The 14,809-nt window shown below is 41.8% G+C and carries 14 protein-coding genes; 8 read left to right on the top strand and 6 right to left on the bottom strand.

The window, feature by feature from the left end; translation table 11 throughout:
• Positions 1-64: 64 nt before the first annotated feature.
• Entirely contained in the window at positions 65-694 is a 630-nt protein-coding gene (locus AFM12_RS16065; RefSeq protein WP_055150179.1) for a pyridoxamine 5'-phosphate oxidase family protein, read from the bottom strand.
• A gap of 217 nt (positions 695-911) precedes the next feature.
• Between AFM12_RS16065 and AFM12_RS16060 the strand changes: the two genes are divergently transcribed.
• Both AFM12_RS16060 and AFM12_RS16055 read left to right on the top strand, forming a co-directional pair.
• Complete coding sequence (locus AFM12_RS16060) at positions 912-1,826, top strand: ThuA domain-containing protein (protein ID WP_055150177.1); 915 nt, start codon at positions 912-914, stop codon at positions 1,824-1,826.
• Positions 1,827-1,900: 74 nt separating this feature from the next.
• Entirely contained in the window at positions 1,901-2,578 is a 678-nt protein-coding gene (locus AFM12_RS16055) for a hypothetical protein (RefSeq protein WP_055150175.1), read from the top strand.
• Here AFM12_RS16055 and AFM12_RS19745 read toward each other — a convergent pair.
• The 3 genes from AFM12_RS19745 to AFM12_RS16045 all read right to left on the bottom strand — a co-directional run bounded on the left by AFM12_RS19745 (position 2,575) and on the right by AFM12_RS16045 (position 3,851).
• Entirely contained in the window at positions 2,575-2,751 is a 177-nt protein-coding gene (locus AFM12_RS19745; RefSeq protein WP_157687441.1) for a hypothetical protein, read from the bottom strand. The genes AFM12_RS16055 and AFM12_RS19745 overlap by 4 nt on opposite strands.
• A gap of 134 nt (positions 2,752-2,885) precedes the next feature.
• Entirely contained in the window at positions 2,886-3,587 is a 702-nt protein-coding gene (locus AFM12_RS16050; RefSeq protein WP_055150172.1) for an SGNH/GDSL hydrolase family protein, read from the bottom strand.
• Between the two features lie 45 nt (positions 3,588-3,632).
• Positions 3,633-3,851: a DUF4287 domain-containing protein gene (locus tag AFM12_RS16045; RefSeq protein ID WP_055150170.1), complete on the bottom strand. Its 219-nt coding sequence runs from the start codon at positions 3,849-3,851 to the stop codon at positions 3,633-3,635.
• A 62-nt stretch (positions 3,852-3,913) separates the two neighbouring features.
• Here AFM12_RS16045 and AFM12_RS16040 point away from each other — a divergent pair, with 62 nt between their 5' ends.
• A complete protein-coding gene (locus AFM12_RS16040) occupies positions 3,914-4,267 on the top strand; it encodes a bleomycin resistance protein (protein WP_055150378.1) in 354 nt (117 codons plus the stop codon).
• On the opposite strand, the gene AFM12_RS16035 is transcribed toward AFM12_RS16040, so the two are convergent.
• Positions 4,260-4,709 carry a hypothetical protein gene (locus AFM12_RS16035; RefSeq protein WP_055150168.1) on the bottom strand — a complete coding sequence of 150 codons (450 nt, stop codon included), beginning with the start codon at positions 4,707-4,709 and terminating at the stop codon, positions 4,260-4,262. The genes AFM12_RS16040 and AFM12_RS16035 overlap by 8 nt on opposite strands.
• A 257-nt stretch (positions 4,710-4,966) precedes the next feature.
• Here AFM12_RS16035 and AFM12_RS16030 point away from each other — a divergent pair, with 257 nt between their 5' ends.
• Both AFM12_RS16030 and AFM12_RS16025 read left to right on the top strand, forming a co-directional pair.
• Complete coding sequence (locus AFM12_RS16030; RefSeq protein ID WP_165492357.1) at positions 4,967-7,426, top strand: ABC transporter permease; 2,460 nt, start codon at positions 4,967-4,969, stop codon at positions 7,424-7,426.
• 119 nt (positions 7,427-7,545) lie between these two features.
• Complete coding sequence (locus AFM12_RS16025) at positions 7,546-8,190, top strand: head GIN domain-containing protein (RefSeq protein WP_157687438.1); 645 nt, start codon at positions 7,546-7,548, stop codon at positions 8,188-8,190.
• On the opposite strand, the gene AFM12_RS16020 is transcribed toward AFM12_RS16025, so the two are convergent.
• A complete protein-coding gene (locus AFM12_RS16020) occupies positions 8,191-8,991 on the bottom strand; it encodes an endonuclease/exonuclease/phosphatase family protein (protein WP_082391380.1) in 801 nt (266 codons plus the stop codon).
• Between the two features lie 385 nt (positions 8,992-9,376).
• On the opposite strand from AFM12_RS16020, the gene AFM12_RS16015 reads away from it, so the two are divergent.
• From AFM12_RS16015 to AFM12_RS16005, 3 genes are all read left to right on the top strand, one after another.
• Entirely contained in the window at positions 9,377-11,812 is a 2,436-nt protein-coding gene (locus AFM12_RS16015) for an ABC transporter permease (RefSeq protein ID WP_055150372.1), read from the top strand.
• Positions 11,813-11,911: 99 nt separating this feature from the next.
• Positions 11,912-14,344 (top strand): ABC transporter permease, encoded by a 2,433-nt coding sequence (locus tag AFM12_RS16010; protein ID WP_055150369.1) that lies wholly within the window; start codon positions 11,912-11,914, stop codon positions 14,342-14,344.
• Positions 14,345-14,424: 80 nt separating this feature from the next.
• Positions 14,425-14,718 carry a hypothetical protein gene (locus AFM12_RS16005; protein ID WP_055150159.1) on the top strand — a complete coding sequence of 98 codons (294 nt, stop codon included), beginning with the start codon at positions 14,425-14,427 and terminating at the stop codon, positions 14,716-14,718.
• Positions 14,719-14,809 lie beyond the last annotated feature (91 nt).

Here is a 14,809-nt window from a genome sequence, read left to right as displayed (position 1 = left end):
AATCCCCCTTTCGGGGGCATTACATTTTTTAACTTTTCAAAGCCTTTATTCCAACGGAAAAAGCCTAATACAAATTAGTCTCTTCATCATTTTTGATGGCCTCATCCAGCTCCTGAATATCCATTTCCATTTGGCTATGATCTACCAGAGTTTGGGCCAGAGTAGGTATGGTTCGCTCTTGTGGTTCGCTATCAGTACTCCATAGTTTTGATCTGATCATACACTTGGCACAGTGCATAAAGGCCTCTTTTACATGTACAATGATGGCAAACGTGGGTGGCTTGCCCTCGCACTCCAGCTTTTTTAAGATAGACTCGTCTCTGATAATTTGAGCTGTACCGTTTATTCGTAAGGTTTCTTTGATACCCGGGATCAGAAAAATTAGCCCAATATTGGGATTTTGAATAATGTTGGTGAAAGTATCCGCTTTTCGGTTTCCGGGCCGGTCAGGTATAGCCAACATTTTGTTATTCAATATTTTCACAAAACCCGGTGGGTCGCCTTTGGGCGAAACGTCCATTTGGCCAACCGCATTAGACGTGGCAATGGTTATGAAGGGTGATTCCTCAATAAAGCTCTGACAAATACTGTCAATATGGTCAATGGTTTTACGGGTAACTAATTCAGTAGGGTAACCCAAAACCTCACGAAGCTGCTCCTCGGTGCTTATGGTTTCTTTAAATTGTATATCCATTATTTCAATAGTTTTATGTGACTGTTAGTCAAAGATTTAATTAATAAGTGTCAAAAATACAATTAATATTATCTCAAACAATTCTGCAACACATAAATCTTCTTTTTAGTATCAAAACCTGCAAAAATAGGTTTTAAGATATTTCTATATTCCGTTTATCTTAGCGAAAGATTAAACCGCGTTTGTCTGTAAACAGACCTACTGAAAACCTATTGAAATGAAGAAAAATACCCTGATCCTCCTGTCGGTTCTTTTTGTATTTGGGGCGAAGGCCCAAAGCCTGGAACCCGTTAAAATAACCAAAGACTGGCTTTCAAAAATCGAGTCGCTGGCTCCCGCAAAAGCCAAAGTAGATGCCCCAAAACGAAAAATTCTGGTCTTCTCACAGCATACCGGATTTTACCACTGGTGTATACCAAATAATGATGAAGTGCTCAAGATCATGGCCAAAAAGTCTGGTGCCTTTGATGTTTTCATCTCTCATGATCTGGATAGTTTTGAAAAGAAAAACCTTAAACAATACGATGCGGTTATTTTCAATAATTGCAATCCCTCCGGTCCCAAAAGGGATTTGTTCTATGATTTAATGGACCAACGATCCAGTCTTGCGGAAGCCGAGATCGAAGCTAAAGCCAAAGTCTATCAGCAAAATTTCATGGATTACATCGCTAAAGGTGGAGGTTTGTTCATCATGCATGGTGCCATTACGGTTCAAAATAACTCGATGGAGTTTAGCCGCATGACAGGCGGAAGCTTTGATTATCATCCGAAGCAGCAGGAAATTCATTTGAAAGAAGTTGATAAAAATCACCCCTTGGTGGCTGCTTTCCATGGAGATGGTTTTACACATATTGATGAGCCGTATTTCTTCAAAAATGCTTACAGTGAATTGAACTTTAAGCCTTTACTGTATATGGAGAGTAAGGAAATAGAAAGTAAGCGTGATCAGGCTCATGACGATATTGTCTATCTGGCCTGGATTAAACGCCACGGTAAGGGCCGTGTATTTTACTCCTCTATGTCGCATAATATTCAAAGTCTTGACCAGCCTGAGTTGATGGAGTTTTTCCTTGACGGAATTCAATACGTGACTGGCGACCTCGATTGTGATGATAGCCCGATGTCAAAATAGTCTGGGAGTTGTGAAGTTTGAAAGTTAAGAGTTATGAAGTCTGGGATTTGAGAAGTTTTCAAGGTTGATTTTTGATGGTTTCGGGAAGTCATTTTCTTGAGGTTAATAGTTTTCAAAAGCTTATCGATACACCCTTCTCAGGGAACGTAAATGCTATAGGCTGGAGAAGGGAACTTCGAGGAGATTTTGAGGAAATAGCTCAAAAAATTAATCAAACGGATAACATTACCGTTGTCTCTGCTAGGGAATTGGGAAGTCTTTCACTAAGCCCTGAGGGGAAAATGGCCCGGGAAATCATTCTTAAAGATCTTCAACTTCTAACTGATTATGGTGCTGATCCGGTGCTAAACCTGATCAATCACTATGAAGAAGACGACTTCTTTTTCCCGACAGATGTGTACTCCTGGCATGTAGACCGTTCGCCCATTGCGACGGATACGTTTTTGTGCACCTATTTCGGGGATTCCAGTGAGATTATTTCGAATGAAAGTACAATTCAAAAAATTCTGATTCCCGAGATTAGAAATCAACTCGAGAGGCTATATGATGGGCCGGAGGAGGGTTTCAATGACTTTGTTGCAGAAAACTTTTTTGATCTTCATTATGAGAAGACTCCGGGAGTAAAGCCTTTTCAATTGGGAATTGGGCACCTCTGGAGGTTGGCAACGGATAATCCAGAGAGCCCAGTGCTTCCCTGTGTTCATCGGGCTCCCCGGGAGCTGACAGGGCCGAGATTATTGCTTATTTGTTAACAACCATCTTCTTGCACTAAATCCGGGTAAAAAATACGGTGGTAATCCAACATTCGTATTGGTCTCTCAGGGTAAGTTACTTTCACAGGCTCCTCAGTCTTTTGATTCCTAAAGCTTACAAGAAAACCAATAAATAAGGTGGTAAAAAGGAAGAGCAGATGTATGCGTTTCATGTGTTTTGATATTTACTGTCTCAAAACTAAATGCTGAGAATTAAGCCTCCTCAACTCGACTGTAAAACAGTGTAAAGCAGATTGTAAATTTTGGTGAAATGCTTTTGAAGACGTTTGAGGATTGTTTTTCAGCATTAAGGAAACGCCAGAAACGAAACCTGAACCTCTCCCAGTTTTTTGTAGCCTTCCACATTATTATGGATAGGATCGCGGTAGTAAAGGTCTTTATTATACTCACTAAAACCCGCTTGCGTAAACTGATCCAGATAAGGGATTCCGTGTAGCTCGCAAATCTTTTTCTGCATGTCCACGTAAGCTACCATGCCGTTTTTAGTAAAAGGGTCAAAGCCGCCCCGCTCATGAAAAGCCTTGCTGGAAGTGAAAAAGTAGATCAGAGCTTTGGGATTGATTTCGTAAATCTTTTTGATGCAATAATTGATACCACCAGCCTGCGTTACCAGTTTTTCCGTATCAAAATCGTCAAATGACGTGTAATCAGTATATTCTCCAATGGCTCTTTTGTTAGTGTAATCGTTGGTAGAAGCCCAAAGTACATAAATGTCATAAACGCCGGCCTCGTCCACTTGTTTTTGCAGTGATTTGCCCTGTAAAGACGAAAAACCAGCTCCAGGTACGCCGTAATTGGTTATGTTCATACCCAAATGTTTCTCCCACAGCACTTTGGCACTATCACTGGGCGGAATCACCGAAACCGAGCCCCCAAAAACTGCCACGCTTCTGCCATAATTCAGTGAAGAAGAGAGATTGCTGCGTTTTTGAGCAAAGGATGAAAAGCTCAGAGAGATGAAAAAAAGAGTGAGGTTAAGGTATTTCATAGGGTTTAAAAAGTTTTGTTGTTCGGTTTTCAATTTGTTATTAGCTCATGACTTCTTTCCCTTAAACGTAGCATAAATCGCCATCGCATGCCCGTGCCCAAGCTCAAACTCTTCTTTGAGCCAGTTAGTGACTTCGGTGGCTTTAACGGTTTTTACTAAGGCACCATTTTCCATAAAACCTTTGGCTTCGGCCAGTTTTTTGAAGTCTTCGGGTGATTTGCCGGTTTTGGCTTTGATATTGTCAATGTAGGCTTGAAATGACATAGCTGTTTGAAATGTTTGAGCGGTTGAATAAATTGAGTTCCGAATATACCATCTCTCGCTTTATGATCAGCTCCGTCGTTCCAAAAATTCCGTTTATTGAGAAAGAAGAAACCCTGAATTACTACAGCGAAGGTCTGGGGTTTGAGTTGTTATCTGATTGGGGGGATTACCTCATCATGAAAAAAGAAGGAGCTGAGCTGCACTTCTTTCATTTCCCTAAACTGAAACCCCGCAAATCTGACTTTATGATTTACCTGCGGGTGTCTGAGGGCATCGAGGAATTCTATCAGAATGTTCAGGAAAAAGGGGTTAAAATTCACCCCAATGGCCCGTTGGAGGCCAAGCCCTGGAATCAAAAAGAGTTTTCGCTGATTGACCCTGCCGGTACTCTGCTGACCTTCGGGCAGGCTATTTGACCCTCAGGTATTTCTCTATGTTATAGCGTTTGATGTTTTGATCAGGGAGTTCTTCCACACCCTGTTGAATCAGCGTATCTCCATTTATTTCTATTTCAAAGTTAAAATCGTGGCCTTCCCACTCACGTGCCGAGTAATATTCAAGATGTTCGGAGTACTTATTGCCATCGAGGTCATAGGTGCCTCCACCCGCTGAATATGTGGCGGAAGTGCTATCTTTTCCCTGTTGAAGATCATGCAATAGAAAGGCGAAATGCGTTTCATTCAGAATTTTGATGAACGATTGACCTTTGGTGTAGTCAGTAAGGGTGGTGTCACCATTTTCAATTAAAGTGCCTGTTTGTAGCTGCCAGGTGCCCTGAACCTCTGGTTGGGAAGTCTGCTTAGTACAGCCGACTGCAATGCCAATGAAGAATAGTGAAAATGCTTTGAGAAGTTTCATTCGGTAAGATTTGAGACCGTAAGTCTACGCATTTAATTCCAAAGCTCTTTTGATGCTGTTCAATGATGGATTAATATGTTCGATATCGGACAGATTTTTCATGAAAGAGATATTGTAACTATATGAATATCAAATTTTTATAAATTTTGGCACGATGTTGAAATTCGTAGTCTTTGAATTATGAAAAAGCTTTTAAAGAGAAAGGAGGATGGGCACAACCATTTTCCTTTCTCATGTTTCGGCAAAATGAAAATGACATGATACAAAACTACCTCAAAATCGCCTGGAGAAGCCTTCTCAAAAACAAAAGCACCTTTGCCATTAATGTTGTTGGGTTGGCTATTGGAGTGGCTACTTGTTTGATTATCATGTTATTTGTGGTGGATGAATTGACCTATGATAGCCAGCATGAAAAAAGAGACCGTATTGAGCGTATTGTGTTGAAGGCACAGATTGGTGAAGAGATCATCAATGAAGGAGGAATACCCGCACCCTTTGCAGCAGCTCTTGAAAGAGATTTTCCGGAAGTAGAAGCGGCCACACGAACTTATACTTCCCTGGGAGAACCGAAAATAACGTATCAAAATGAAGCTAGAAGAAATGGTGCTTTTGCTTTCATTGACCCCAATTTCTTTCAGGTCTTTACGGTGGAGTTTATTCAGGGTGATGAAACCACTGCTTTAACCAGCCCTAATCAGTTGGTGCTTACCGAAAGTCAGGCCAAAGGATATTTTGGAAGTGAAGACCCACTCGGTAAAACGCTAGAAATTGAAGGAGTTAATTTTTATGGGAATGGTGGGTATGCCGAAAATGATGGCCTTTACACGGTCACAGGAGTCATTGCTGACTTTCCCGACAATTCACATTTCAACTTTGATCATTTGGGTTCAATGGGTAGCAATAAAGATGCTGTAAATCAATCTTATATAGGAGGGAGTTACCACACTTATGTGCTGCTTAAAGAGGGGACAAATACAGAGGCCTTTCAGGCGAAACTGGCTCCCTTCGTAAAAAAATATATGGGTGAGCAGCTGGCCACGGCCCTGAGACAGTCTTATGAGGAGTTTGAAGCAATGGGCAATTATGTCAACCTTTTCACCGAGCCCCTGAGTGATGTTCACTTTTCCGAAGCAAAGGCGGCATCAATAGGCGGAGGTGGCACCGGTAACCGTAGTACGGTGTATATGTTTGGGGCTATCGCTCTTTTTATGCTGTTAATTGCCTGCATTAACTTCATGAATTTATCGACGGCCAGTGCCTCTAAACGCGTTAAAGAAATAGGTATGCGAAAGGTATTGGGGTCGGAGAAAAGGCAGCTGGTTTTTCAGTTTTTGTCTGAAGCCTTTATTGCTTCTGCAATTGCGGTACTCTTGGGTTTGGCTGTTTTTGTTATTGCATTGCCTTTTTTCAATCAATTAGCCGATAAGTCATTTACTGTGAGTCAGGTACTCAATATTAAGTTTGGTGCCGGATTGCTCTTTCTTGCACTTCTGGTTGGGCTCTTGGCAGGGCTCTATCCGGCCTTCTTTATGTCTTCTTTTAAGCCATTGCTGGCCCTGAAAAACAGGTTTACTTCTTCCGCCAGTAAGGGTGTTAGGGGAGGGCTGGTTACTTTCCAGTTTGCAGTTTCAGTGATACTTATCATGGGTACTCTGGTGGTGGGTTATCAGATGCATTTTATTCAAAACAAAGACGTGGGATACGAGAGGGAGCAAATTATTGTTTTACGTGACGCCGGCCGACTTGGGAATAATCTGGATGCTTTCAAAACCGAATTGAAGTCTGACTCGAGGGTCGCTAGTGTGACTACATCGGCGTTTGTTCCGGCGGGCTCCACCGATCAAAACGGGACAACCGTGGATACGAAACATGAGCCGATTCAGGTGATACGTACCAAGGTCTATAATATTGATGAAGACTATATTCCAACTTTGGGAATGACCATGGTTCAGGGAAGAAACTTCTCTCAGGAATATGGCTCTGAAGAAAAAAGTGTGATTGTCAATGAAACGGCAATTAAGGCATTTGCTTTAGATAATAATCCTGTGGGCCAGACACTCAGGGCCTCTACCGATGGCGATGGTAATCGGGAAAACCTCGAAATTATTGGTGTGGTGAAGGATTTTCACGCTCTCTCATTAAGGGAACCTATTGAGCCATTGATTATGCGTTACAGTCCATATTATGGTTTGATTATTAAAACACAAAGCGAAGACGTGGCCGGCTTGATAAGCAGCATGAAAACTCAATGGGATTCTTTTGATTCCGGCGAAACCTTTGAATATGCATTTCTGGATGAGCTTTATAATGAGACTTATATCAAGGAAACGCACATGAATACTTTGCTTCGTGCTTTTGCCTTGCTCACCATTTTTGTAGCCTGTCTGGGTCTTTTTGGCCTTGTCACCTTTACTGCCGAGCAGCGTTTTAAGGAAATTGGGATACGGAAAACACTGGGTTCTTCGGTTCCTCAGATTGTCGCATTACTCTCCAAAGACTTCCTAAAGCTCATTGCTATTTCATTTTTAGTAGCATTTCCGCTAGGTTATTATCTTATGAATCTTTGGCTGCAGGATTTCGAATACCGCGTGAACATTGAATGGTGGGTCTATGCCGTGGCTGGCTTAGCGACTATAGTTGTGGCTTTATTGACTATTAGTTTCAGGAGTATAAAAGCGGCATTAATGAATCCGGTTAAATCATTACGAAGCGAGTAGGGGTAGTTAAAAGTTGAAGGACAAAGGTTAAAATGAGAAAGGAGAACGAAAAATAAAGTCATACTACGAGTTCCATGTTGAGTTCTCCTTGTTCCGATAAAAAAACTAAATTTATGATTATGAGATACTTAGCAATACTATTTCTTCTGGCTGTTCAGGCTTGTCAGGTTCAGTCTAAATCAAATGATGAAGAGAACCGGGATGTGGAGAGCTTTAATGCCATTGAGGTTTCTTCTGGAATTGATCTCTATCTGTCTGAAGGTTCTTCTGAATCGGTTCGTCTTACCGTTGAAAATGGCGACTTGTCTGATGTGATTACCGAGGTTCACGATGGTCAACTTCGTATTGGATTTGAGAGAAATATGGGTTGGAAAGGCTGGAATTTCGATCGTAGAATAAAGGCTTTTGTTACTTTCAGGGAGCTCGAAGCACTGGGAGCGAGCGGTGGTTCTGATGTCTTTGGAGAGGAACCCCTTTCTTTTGAGGATCTACGTATTTCGGTGAGTGGGGGGAGCGATGTAAAAATGGAATTAGAAGCCGACAATATCAGGGCCAATGCCTCCGGTGGTTCAGACCTCTTTCTTTCAGGTGAAACCCGAAATTTTGAAGGGACTGTTTCTGGTGGGTCAGATATTAAAGCAAAAGATCTAAGAATTCAGAATGCTAAGATCAATGCCTCTGGAGGAAGTGATGCTTTCATTTGGGTAGAAGGAAGCTGCGATTGTCATAGTAGTGGAGGCAGTGATATTCATTACACCCGATAATTAGGGGTCAATCAGCTCAAGCACGGATAGCAAGGCATAATGATCGGAGGCGATATCATCTTTGATCACCTGCCTCTCAAGCTCCTTCCATCGCTGTTTAGGCTTAGCCATAATGTAATCAAGTTTCAAAGCCTCGTCAGGATTTGACTGGTTCGGAAATGTGATTTCATAGCTTACCGGATTGTAAAAGGTCTGCCATTGTTTTTCCAAAGTATTTATTGATTCACTACCCGGTACAGCATTTAAATCTCCTGCTAGAATAGTTGGGTATTTATTTGGCAAAAAGGCTTTATTAATCTCTTCAACTTGGGACAGTCTGACTTCTTCTGAAGTATGATCAAGGTGAGTACCGACAAAAGCGATGGTGTCCGATTTATTGATTCTGACCACAACTTCAACGGCCGCCCTTGGCTCTTTATCACTTGGGTATGGCAAGGCCACATTCCGGCTTGAGATAAAGGTGAATTTTGATAAGATTCCTTCCCCATATTCTCCTCCGTCAAATTCCATGGCCCGGGCAAAGAGAGGAGAAAAGTTTGTTCTGATGGCCAACTCATTCATGAGATTATACTTCTTAGACCGGTTAGTCAGGTGGTCAACCTCCTGAAGAGCCACCAAGTCTGGCTTCACACTATTAATTACCGAAGCAATATGGTCAAGGTCAAAGTCGCCCTTCATAGTAGCTCCGTGGAAAATATTGAAGGTCAAAACCCGAATTGTCCTGTTACTTTCACCTTGAGCAAAGCCAATTCTCAATACTAGAAAAAATAAGAGGAATACTTTATGGAGATATGAAGACATGGCAAGAGCATTGTTTTTTACGAAAATAATGGTTTTCTCAACAAGACAGATTGAACCGTAAATCCCTTTTTCTCATCCCTTTCCATTTTGCTAAAACCATCTTGTTCGTTTATATGGGTAACTGTTCGTAAATGAACACTTTATCAATACTGTTTTACTTGTAAATAATTGTTAATGAGATATTTATGTTTTTTGGCATGAAGTTGAAATAGTAATCTATAAATTATGAAAAAGCTTTAGAAGGAGAAGGGAACATGGAGAGTGGCGAAAGGAAAAATCCGTTTTCTGTGTTCCTTCCTCCTTTCTTCCAAAATTGAAAACTATGTTTCCCTTCGACTACCCGCAGAGTCCTGCGGACGCTCGGGATGCATTAAATGAAAGAGTTATGCTTAAAAATTATCTTAAAATCGCCTGGAGAAACCTGAGGAAGCAGCCCTTCTTTACTTTTCTCAATACGTTTGGTCTTGCTATTGGTATGGCGGGTGGCCTCTTAATTGGCCTTTATATTTATGATGAGTTAAGTTTTGACCGAATGTTTACTGATTCGGAGCATATCTATCGTGTAGATGCCGATATAAACTTTGGAGGTAAGGCCTCAAGTATGGCGGTTGCTCCGGCTCCATTAGCTGCAACATTGATTAATGAATACTCACAGGTCGAGAAGGTAACTCGTTTGCGAAATATTGGTAGCCGTTTGTTAAGAAGCCCTGAAAATACAATCAATATCAAGGAGGATAATTCCGCATTTACTGATTCCACTTTCTTTGATTTGTTTGATATTCAATTATTGGAAGGTGACGCTGAAACGGCCCTGAAGAGACCAAACACATTGGTGCTCACCAAAACGGCGGCAGAGAAGCACTTTGGTAAGGAGAACGCTGTTGGGAAATCGTTAACTGTTGATAATGAAGTTGTATATACGGTTACTGGAGTTATAGACAATTTGCCCAAGAATTCTTTTTTGAGAGACCACACTGTTTTTATGGCCATGGCGGGAAATGACGATGCTCTAAATACTCAATGGGGAAGTCATAATTACGCCACATTCATCAAATTACACGATCAGGTAAAGCCCGAAGTTTTTGAGTCTGAAATTCAAAAGATTGTAAGAACGTATGTGATGGACTGGGCTCAGGCCATTTTCCCGGGTATAACGCACGAGCAATTTCTGGCTACCGGTAATTACCTGAATTATGTGCTCATGCCACTCAGAGATATCCACCTTAAGTCTAGCAAGGTGGCCGAAATGAGTCCAAACAGCAATAGCCAGAACGTTTATATCCTTTTCTTCATTGGATTGTTTTTGATAATACTGGCTTCGGTAAATTTCATGAACCTTTCTACTGCTCACTCTCTTAAACGGGCCAAAGAGGTGGGGATAAGAAAGACGTTAGGTTCAGAGAAATCCGGCTTGATCAGACAGTTTCTTACTGAGTCCGTGATGGTGGCCATGATTTCATTGTTTTTTGGATTAATACTAGCTATTGCGGTTTTGCCGCTCTTTAATAATCTGGCTTCAAAGTCCATTTCCATACCGTACGCAAACCCCGTTTTCTGGTTGGTTTTGTTGTTTTCATCTTTATTATTAGGGTTGCTTTCAGGCAGCTACCCATCATTTTTTCTCTCAAGATTTTCGCCGGTGAAGGTTTTGAAAGGCACTTTTAGTAGTTCAAAAGGTGGTGGCAATATCAGAAACTCCCTGGTGGTGTTTCAGTTTACCATCTCAGTGTTTTTGATTCTTAGTACTGTCGTAGTATTTCGACAACTTAGTTTTATCCAAAATAAGGACGTCGGTTTTCAGAAAAGTCAGATTTTGATTATTGATGATTTAGGGAGTTCTTATCAGAAAATACAGCCCTTTAAAGAAAGGGTGGAACAACTGCCCCAAATAGAACAAATAGCCCTAAGTAGCTACCTGCCTACACCATCAAATCGTTCTGATAACACCTTTTACGAAGAAGGCCATCCCGAGCAGGAAGAAAATGTAAATATGCAGGAGTGGACGGTATCGCAGGAGTACATTTCCACGATGGGAATGAAGCTGGCTGCTGGTAGAGATTTTGATCGAAATATGGCCACTGACTCTTCGGCCATGATAATCAATGAGACTACAGCCCGCCTTTTCGGGAGAAGCCCTGAAGATGCCATCGGGATGAGAATTGTAGATCCATTTGGTACAACAGGTGATTCTCAAACGTATACGGTCATTGGTGTGGTTGAGAATTTTCATTTTGAGTCGCTTCGCCAAAATATCAGTGCTCTTAGCATGCGTTTGAGCAATTATTCAGATAAAATGATTGTAAAGGTTCGGGCTGGTGATTTTGAGAGAACGATAAGTCAAATAGAGGAAACCTGGGCATCTGTAGCCCCTGGACAGCCTTTCAATTATTATTTTATGGATGACTCTTTCAACAGTACATATGAAGCTGAGCAGCGACTGGGTCAAATTTTCATGATTTTTACCTTTTTATCAATCCTCATTGCCTGTTTAGGTCTGTTTGGGCTGGCAGCTTTTAATGCTGAAAAAAGAATCAAGGAAATAGGGGTCAGGAAAGTAATGGGAGCCAGTGTTGGCCAGATCGTTTACCGACTATCCTCTGATTTTCTGAAGCTCGTTTTCATCGCCATTTTGATGTCACTGCCTTTAGGCTGGTATGCGATGAATAAGTGGCTTGAGGATTTTCAATACCGGATAGAGATTCCTTGGTGGGTATATGCGTTAGCGGCTTTGGTTGCAGTAGCAATTGCCCTCATTACCGTTAGTTATCAGGCTATTAAAGCAGCCATGGTTAATCCCGTAAAATCGCTAAGGAGTGAATGATGGAAAGTTAAAGGTTAAAAGTTTAAGGGTGAAGGAAATTGGAGCCATAGGCACCTGTTACTTGTTCCTTTCTCCATGTTCCTGAAAAACAAAGAAACTATGCTTAGAAATTATTTAAAAATCGCCTGGAGAAACCTGAGAAAGCAACCTTTCTTTACTTTTCTCAATACCTTCGGCCTGGCTATTGGAATGGCGGGAGGGCTCCTCATTACGCTCTATATTATAGACGAGCTGAGTTATAACCGGTCTTTCAAAGATTTTGATCGTATTCACAGGGCTCAGGTGGATATAAAATTTGGTGGGCAGGCTCAGGAGTTTGCTGTATTAGTGGCTCCTTTTGCCGAGACCGTTAAAAGAGATTTTGATGTGGTAGAAGATGCCACCCGGCTGCGACAATGGGGAAGTATGCTGGTAAGAAGACCTGAAACCATTGAGAATCAAAAAGAAGAGAAGAGTACTTTTGCTGATGTTAACTTCATCGACTTTTTCGGGTTAAGACTTCTGGAAGGTGATTCTAAAACCGCTCTGAAAGATCCGAATACGGTAGTACTTACCCAAGAGGCGGCTAAAAAATACTTTGGTGAAAGCTCAGCTCTGGGTCAAAATGTGGTCATCAATAACGATGAAAATTTTACGGTAACCGGTGTTATGGATGGGGTGCCTTCCAATTCCTTCCTCAATGGCTACAGCGTTTTTATGAGCATGGAAAGCCATGCTGAATCTAGAGATCCTGACTGGGGGAGTAATAATTTCAATACGTTTCTTAAACTGATTCCAAATACCCGGGCCGAAGACCTTCAGCAGCCGCTCCAGATTCTGTTTGAGAAATATATGGTGCCGTATGCCGAAAGCTTTATGCCGGGAATAAACCGGGAGAGTTTTGAAGCCGAAGGCAATTATATACGTTACGCAACTATTCCTTTGACTGAGCTTCATTTATCGGGAAATCGAGTGGCAGAAATGAACCCCAATAGCACACTGCAAACCATTTACATTCTTTCATTTGTTGCTCTGTTTCTGATTGTTCTTGCCATTGTGAATTTCATGAACCTATCCACAGCTCAATCATTAAAACGGGCCAAAGAAGTTGGTATCCGAAAGACTCTGGGTTCAAACAAAACCGGTTTGGTTAGTCAATTTCTTACCGAGTCTGGTCTGGTCTCATTTCTTTCTCTGCTCCTTGCTCTTTTGGTGGCGGTAGTTTTTATGCCCCTTTTCAACGAGCTTACCGGGAAAGACATTTCTATTCCTTTTTTGAACCCATTGTTTTGGCTCGTTATTTTATCGGTTACCCTATTGCTTGGTATGGTTTCCGGCAGTTATCCGGCCTTCTTCCTTTCCCGTTTTATTCCGGTACAAGTGCTTAAGGGCGACGGCAAAACTACCGGAGGTGGTGGAAAAGTCAGAAATGCTTTGGTGGTGTTCCAATTTGCTGTTTCTGTATTTCTGATGGTGAGTACTCTGGTTGTGTACTATCAACTGAATTACATTCAAAACAAAGATTTGGGCTACTCAAAAGATCAACTTTTGATCATAGATGATGTGTACGCTGCTGGCAATCATGTGGAAACGTTTAAAAATCAGGTAGCTGATTTGCCAATGGTGGCTTCTGCCACAATCAGTAGCTTTTTGCCTACACCATCAAACAGGTCTGACAGCGGCTTTGACCTGGAGGGGCCTGAAGATAAGACTATTCAGATGCAGAACTGGCGTGTAGATCATGACTATTTGAAAACTTTGGATCTTGAAATTGTGGCGGGGCGTGATTTTGATCGTCAATTCAGTACGGACTCATCAGCTATTTTAGTCAACGAGTCGGCACTTTCTATTCTTGGGATTCAGCCGGATGAAGCAATTGGTAAAAGAGTTACAAATGTAGCGGCGACCGGTATAGAGAGAGACTATTTTACCATTATAGGGGTTGTCAGGAACTTTCATTTTGAGTCTTTCAAAGATAAAATCGGCCCTCTGGCTTTGAATATTACTCCGGGTCACCGAAATAAAATGACCGTAAAACTGAAGGCTGGAGACTTTTCTTCAACTATAAGCCAGATTAAAGCCGAGTGGAACAATGTGGCTCCCGGTCAACCTTTCAATCACTATTTTCTGGACGATTCTTTCAATAATACCTACCAGACCGAGCGGCGTCTGGGAAATATTTTTATGACGTTTACAGTGTTGTCTCTATTGATTGCCTGCCTTGGTCTGTTTGGCCTCGCAGCCTTTAACGCTCAAAAAAGAACAAAGGAAATTGGAGTTCGCAAAGTTATGGGGGCATCGGTTAATCAGATCGCCATGAAACTCTCTGCCGATTTCCTTAAACTGGTGGGTGGAGCCATTTTAGTCGCCTTACCACTTAGCTGGTATGCGATGAACCAGTGGTTGAATGATTTTACCTACAGAATTGATATCGCCTGGTGGATTTTTGCGGTGGCAGCCATTGCGGCAGTTCTGATCGCATTACTAACAGTGAGTTATCAGGCTATAAAAGCTGCAATTGTGAATCCTGTGAAAAGCTTGAGAAGCGAATAAGAGAACCATGTTTACAGGTTGAAAGTAAAATGATACGAGTGTATCACCTGTTTAACCTGTAACTTTTAACCAAACATATTATGGCACATATCGCAATACCACTCCCTGAAGGTAAAGGGAAACAGGACGTCGAAATTGAGGTTACCATTAATGGGCAAAAGCAGCAATTGCATTATCGGGTTGAGTTGTTTTACTGGCAGGAATGCGAGGTTCCAACGGTTGACAGGGCCGAATGTATCCGCCACATGCTCAAAGATTATGATCAGGATTGGACCCTCTATTTCATCGGCTCCCCTAACGATGAGTTTGTTCCGATAACCTTCGTCAAAAGAGACGAACTGAAGAAACAGATGGAGTTTGTCAGAGGAGAGTAGATTCGGAGGGAGAAAAGTGGAGGACGGTTGAATTGTAAAGGAGAATTGGAAAAAGGCCTGGGCCATCTTTCAACTACACCAAACATCTGAC

The organism is Jiulongibacter sediminis (genome assembly GCF_001306455.1).
GTDB lineage: Bacteria > Bacteroidota > Bacteroidia > Cytophagales > Spirosomataceae > Jiulongibacter > Jiulongibacter sediminis.
Note: the sequence above shows the minus strand (reverse complement) of the source record. Positions and strands in the feature narration are given on the sequence as shown.

Coding starts and splice junctions, on each gene's coding strand:
- AFM12_RS16035 (WP_055150168.1), bottom strand. CDS start 4,709: ATGAAACTTCTCAAAGCATTTTCACTATTCTTCATTGGCATTGCAGTC.
- AFM12_RS16065 (WP_055150179.1), bottom strand. CDS start 694: ATGGATATACAATTTAAAGAAACCATAAGCACCGAGGAGCAGCTTCGT.
- AFM12_RS16055 (WP_055150175.1), top strand. CDS start 1,901: ATGGTTTCGGGAAGTCATTTTCTTGAGGTTAATAGTTTTCAAAAGCTT.
- AFM12_RS16060 (WP_055150177.1), top strand. CDS start 912: ATGAAGAAAAATACCCTGATCCTCCTGTCGGTTCTTTTTGTATTTGGG.
- AFM12_RS16020 (WP_082391380.1), bottom strand. CDS start 8,991: ATGTCTTCATATCTCCATAAAGTATTCCTCTTATTTTTTCTAGTATTG.
- AFM12_RS16015 (WP_055150372.1), top strand. CDS start 9,377: ATGCTTAAAAATTATCTTAAAATCGCCTGGAGAAACCTGAGGAAGCAG.
- AFM12_RS16045 (WP_055150170.1), bottom strand. CDS start 3,851: ATGTCATTTCAAGCCTACATTGACAATATCAAAGCCAAAACCGGCAAA.
- AFM12_RS19745 (WP_157687441.1), bottom strand. CDS start 2,751: ATGAAACGCATACATCTGCTCTTCCTTTTTACCACCTTATTTATTGGT.
- AFM12_RS16025 (WP_157687438.1), top strand. CDS start 7,546: ATGAGATACTTAGCAATACTATTTCTTCTGGCTGTTCAGGCTTGTCAG.
- AFM12_RS16010 (WP_055150369.1), top strand. CDS start 11,912: ATGCTTAGAAATTATTTAAAAATCGCCTGGAGAAACCTGAGAAAGCAA.
- AFM12_RS16005 (WP_055150159.1), top strand. CDS start 14,425: ATGGCACATATCGCAATACCACTCCCTGAAGGTAAAGGGAAACAGGAC.
- AFM12_RS16040 (WP_055150378.1), top strand. CDS start 3,914: ATGATCAGCTCCGTCGTTCCAAAAATTCCGTTTATTGAGAAAGAAGAA.
- AFM12_RS16050 (WP_055150172.1), bottom strand. CDS start 3,587: ATGAAATACCTTAACCTCACTCTTTTTTTCATCTCTCTGAGCTTTTCA.
- AFM12_RS16030 (WP_165492357.1), top strand. CDS start 4,967: ATGATACAAAACTACCTCAAAATCGCCTGGAGAAGCCTTCTCAAAAAC.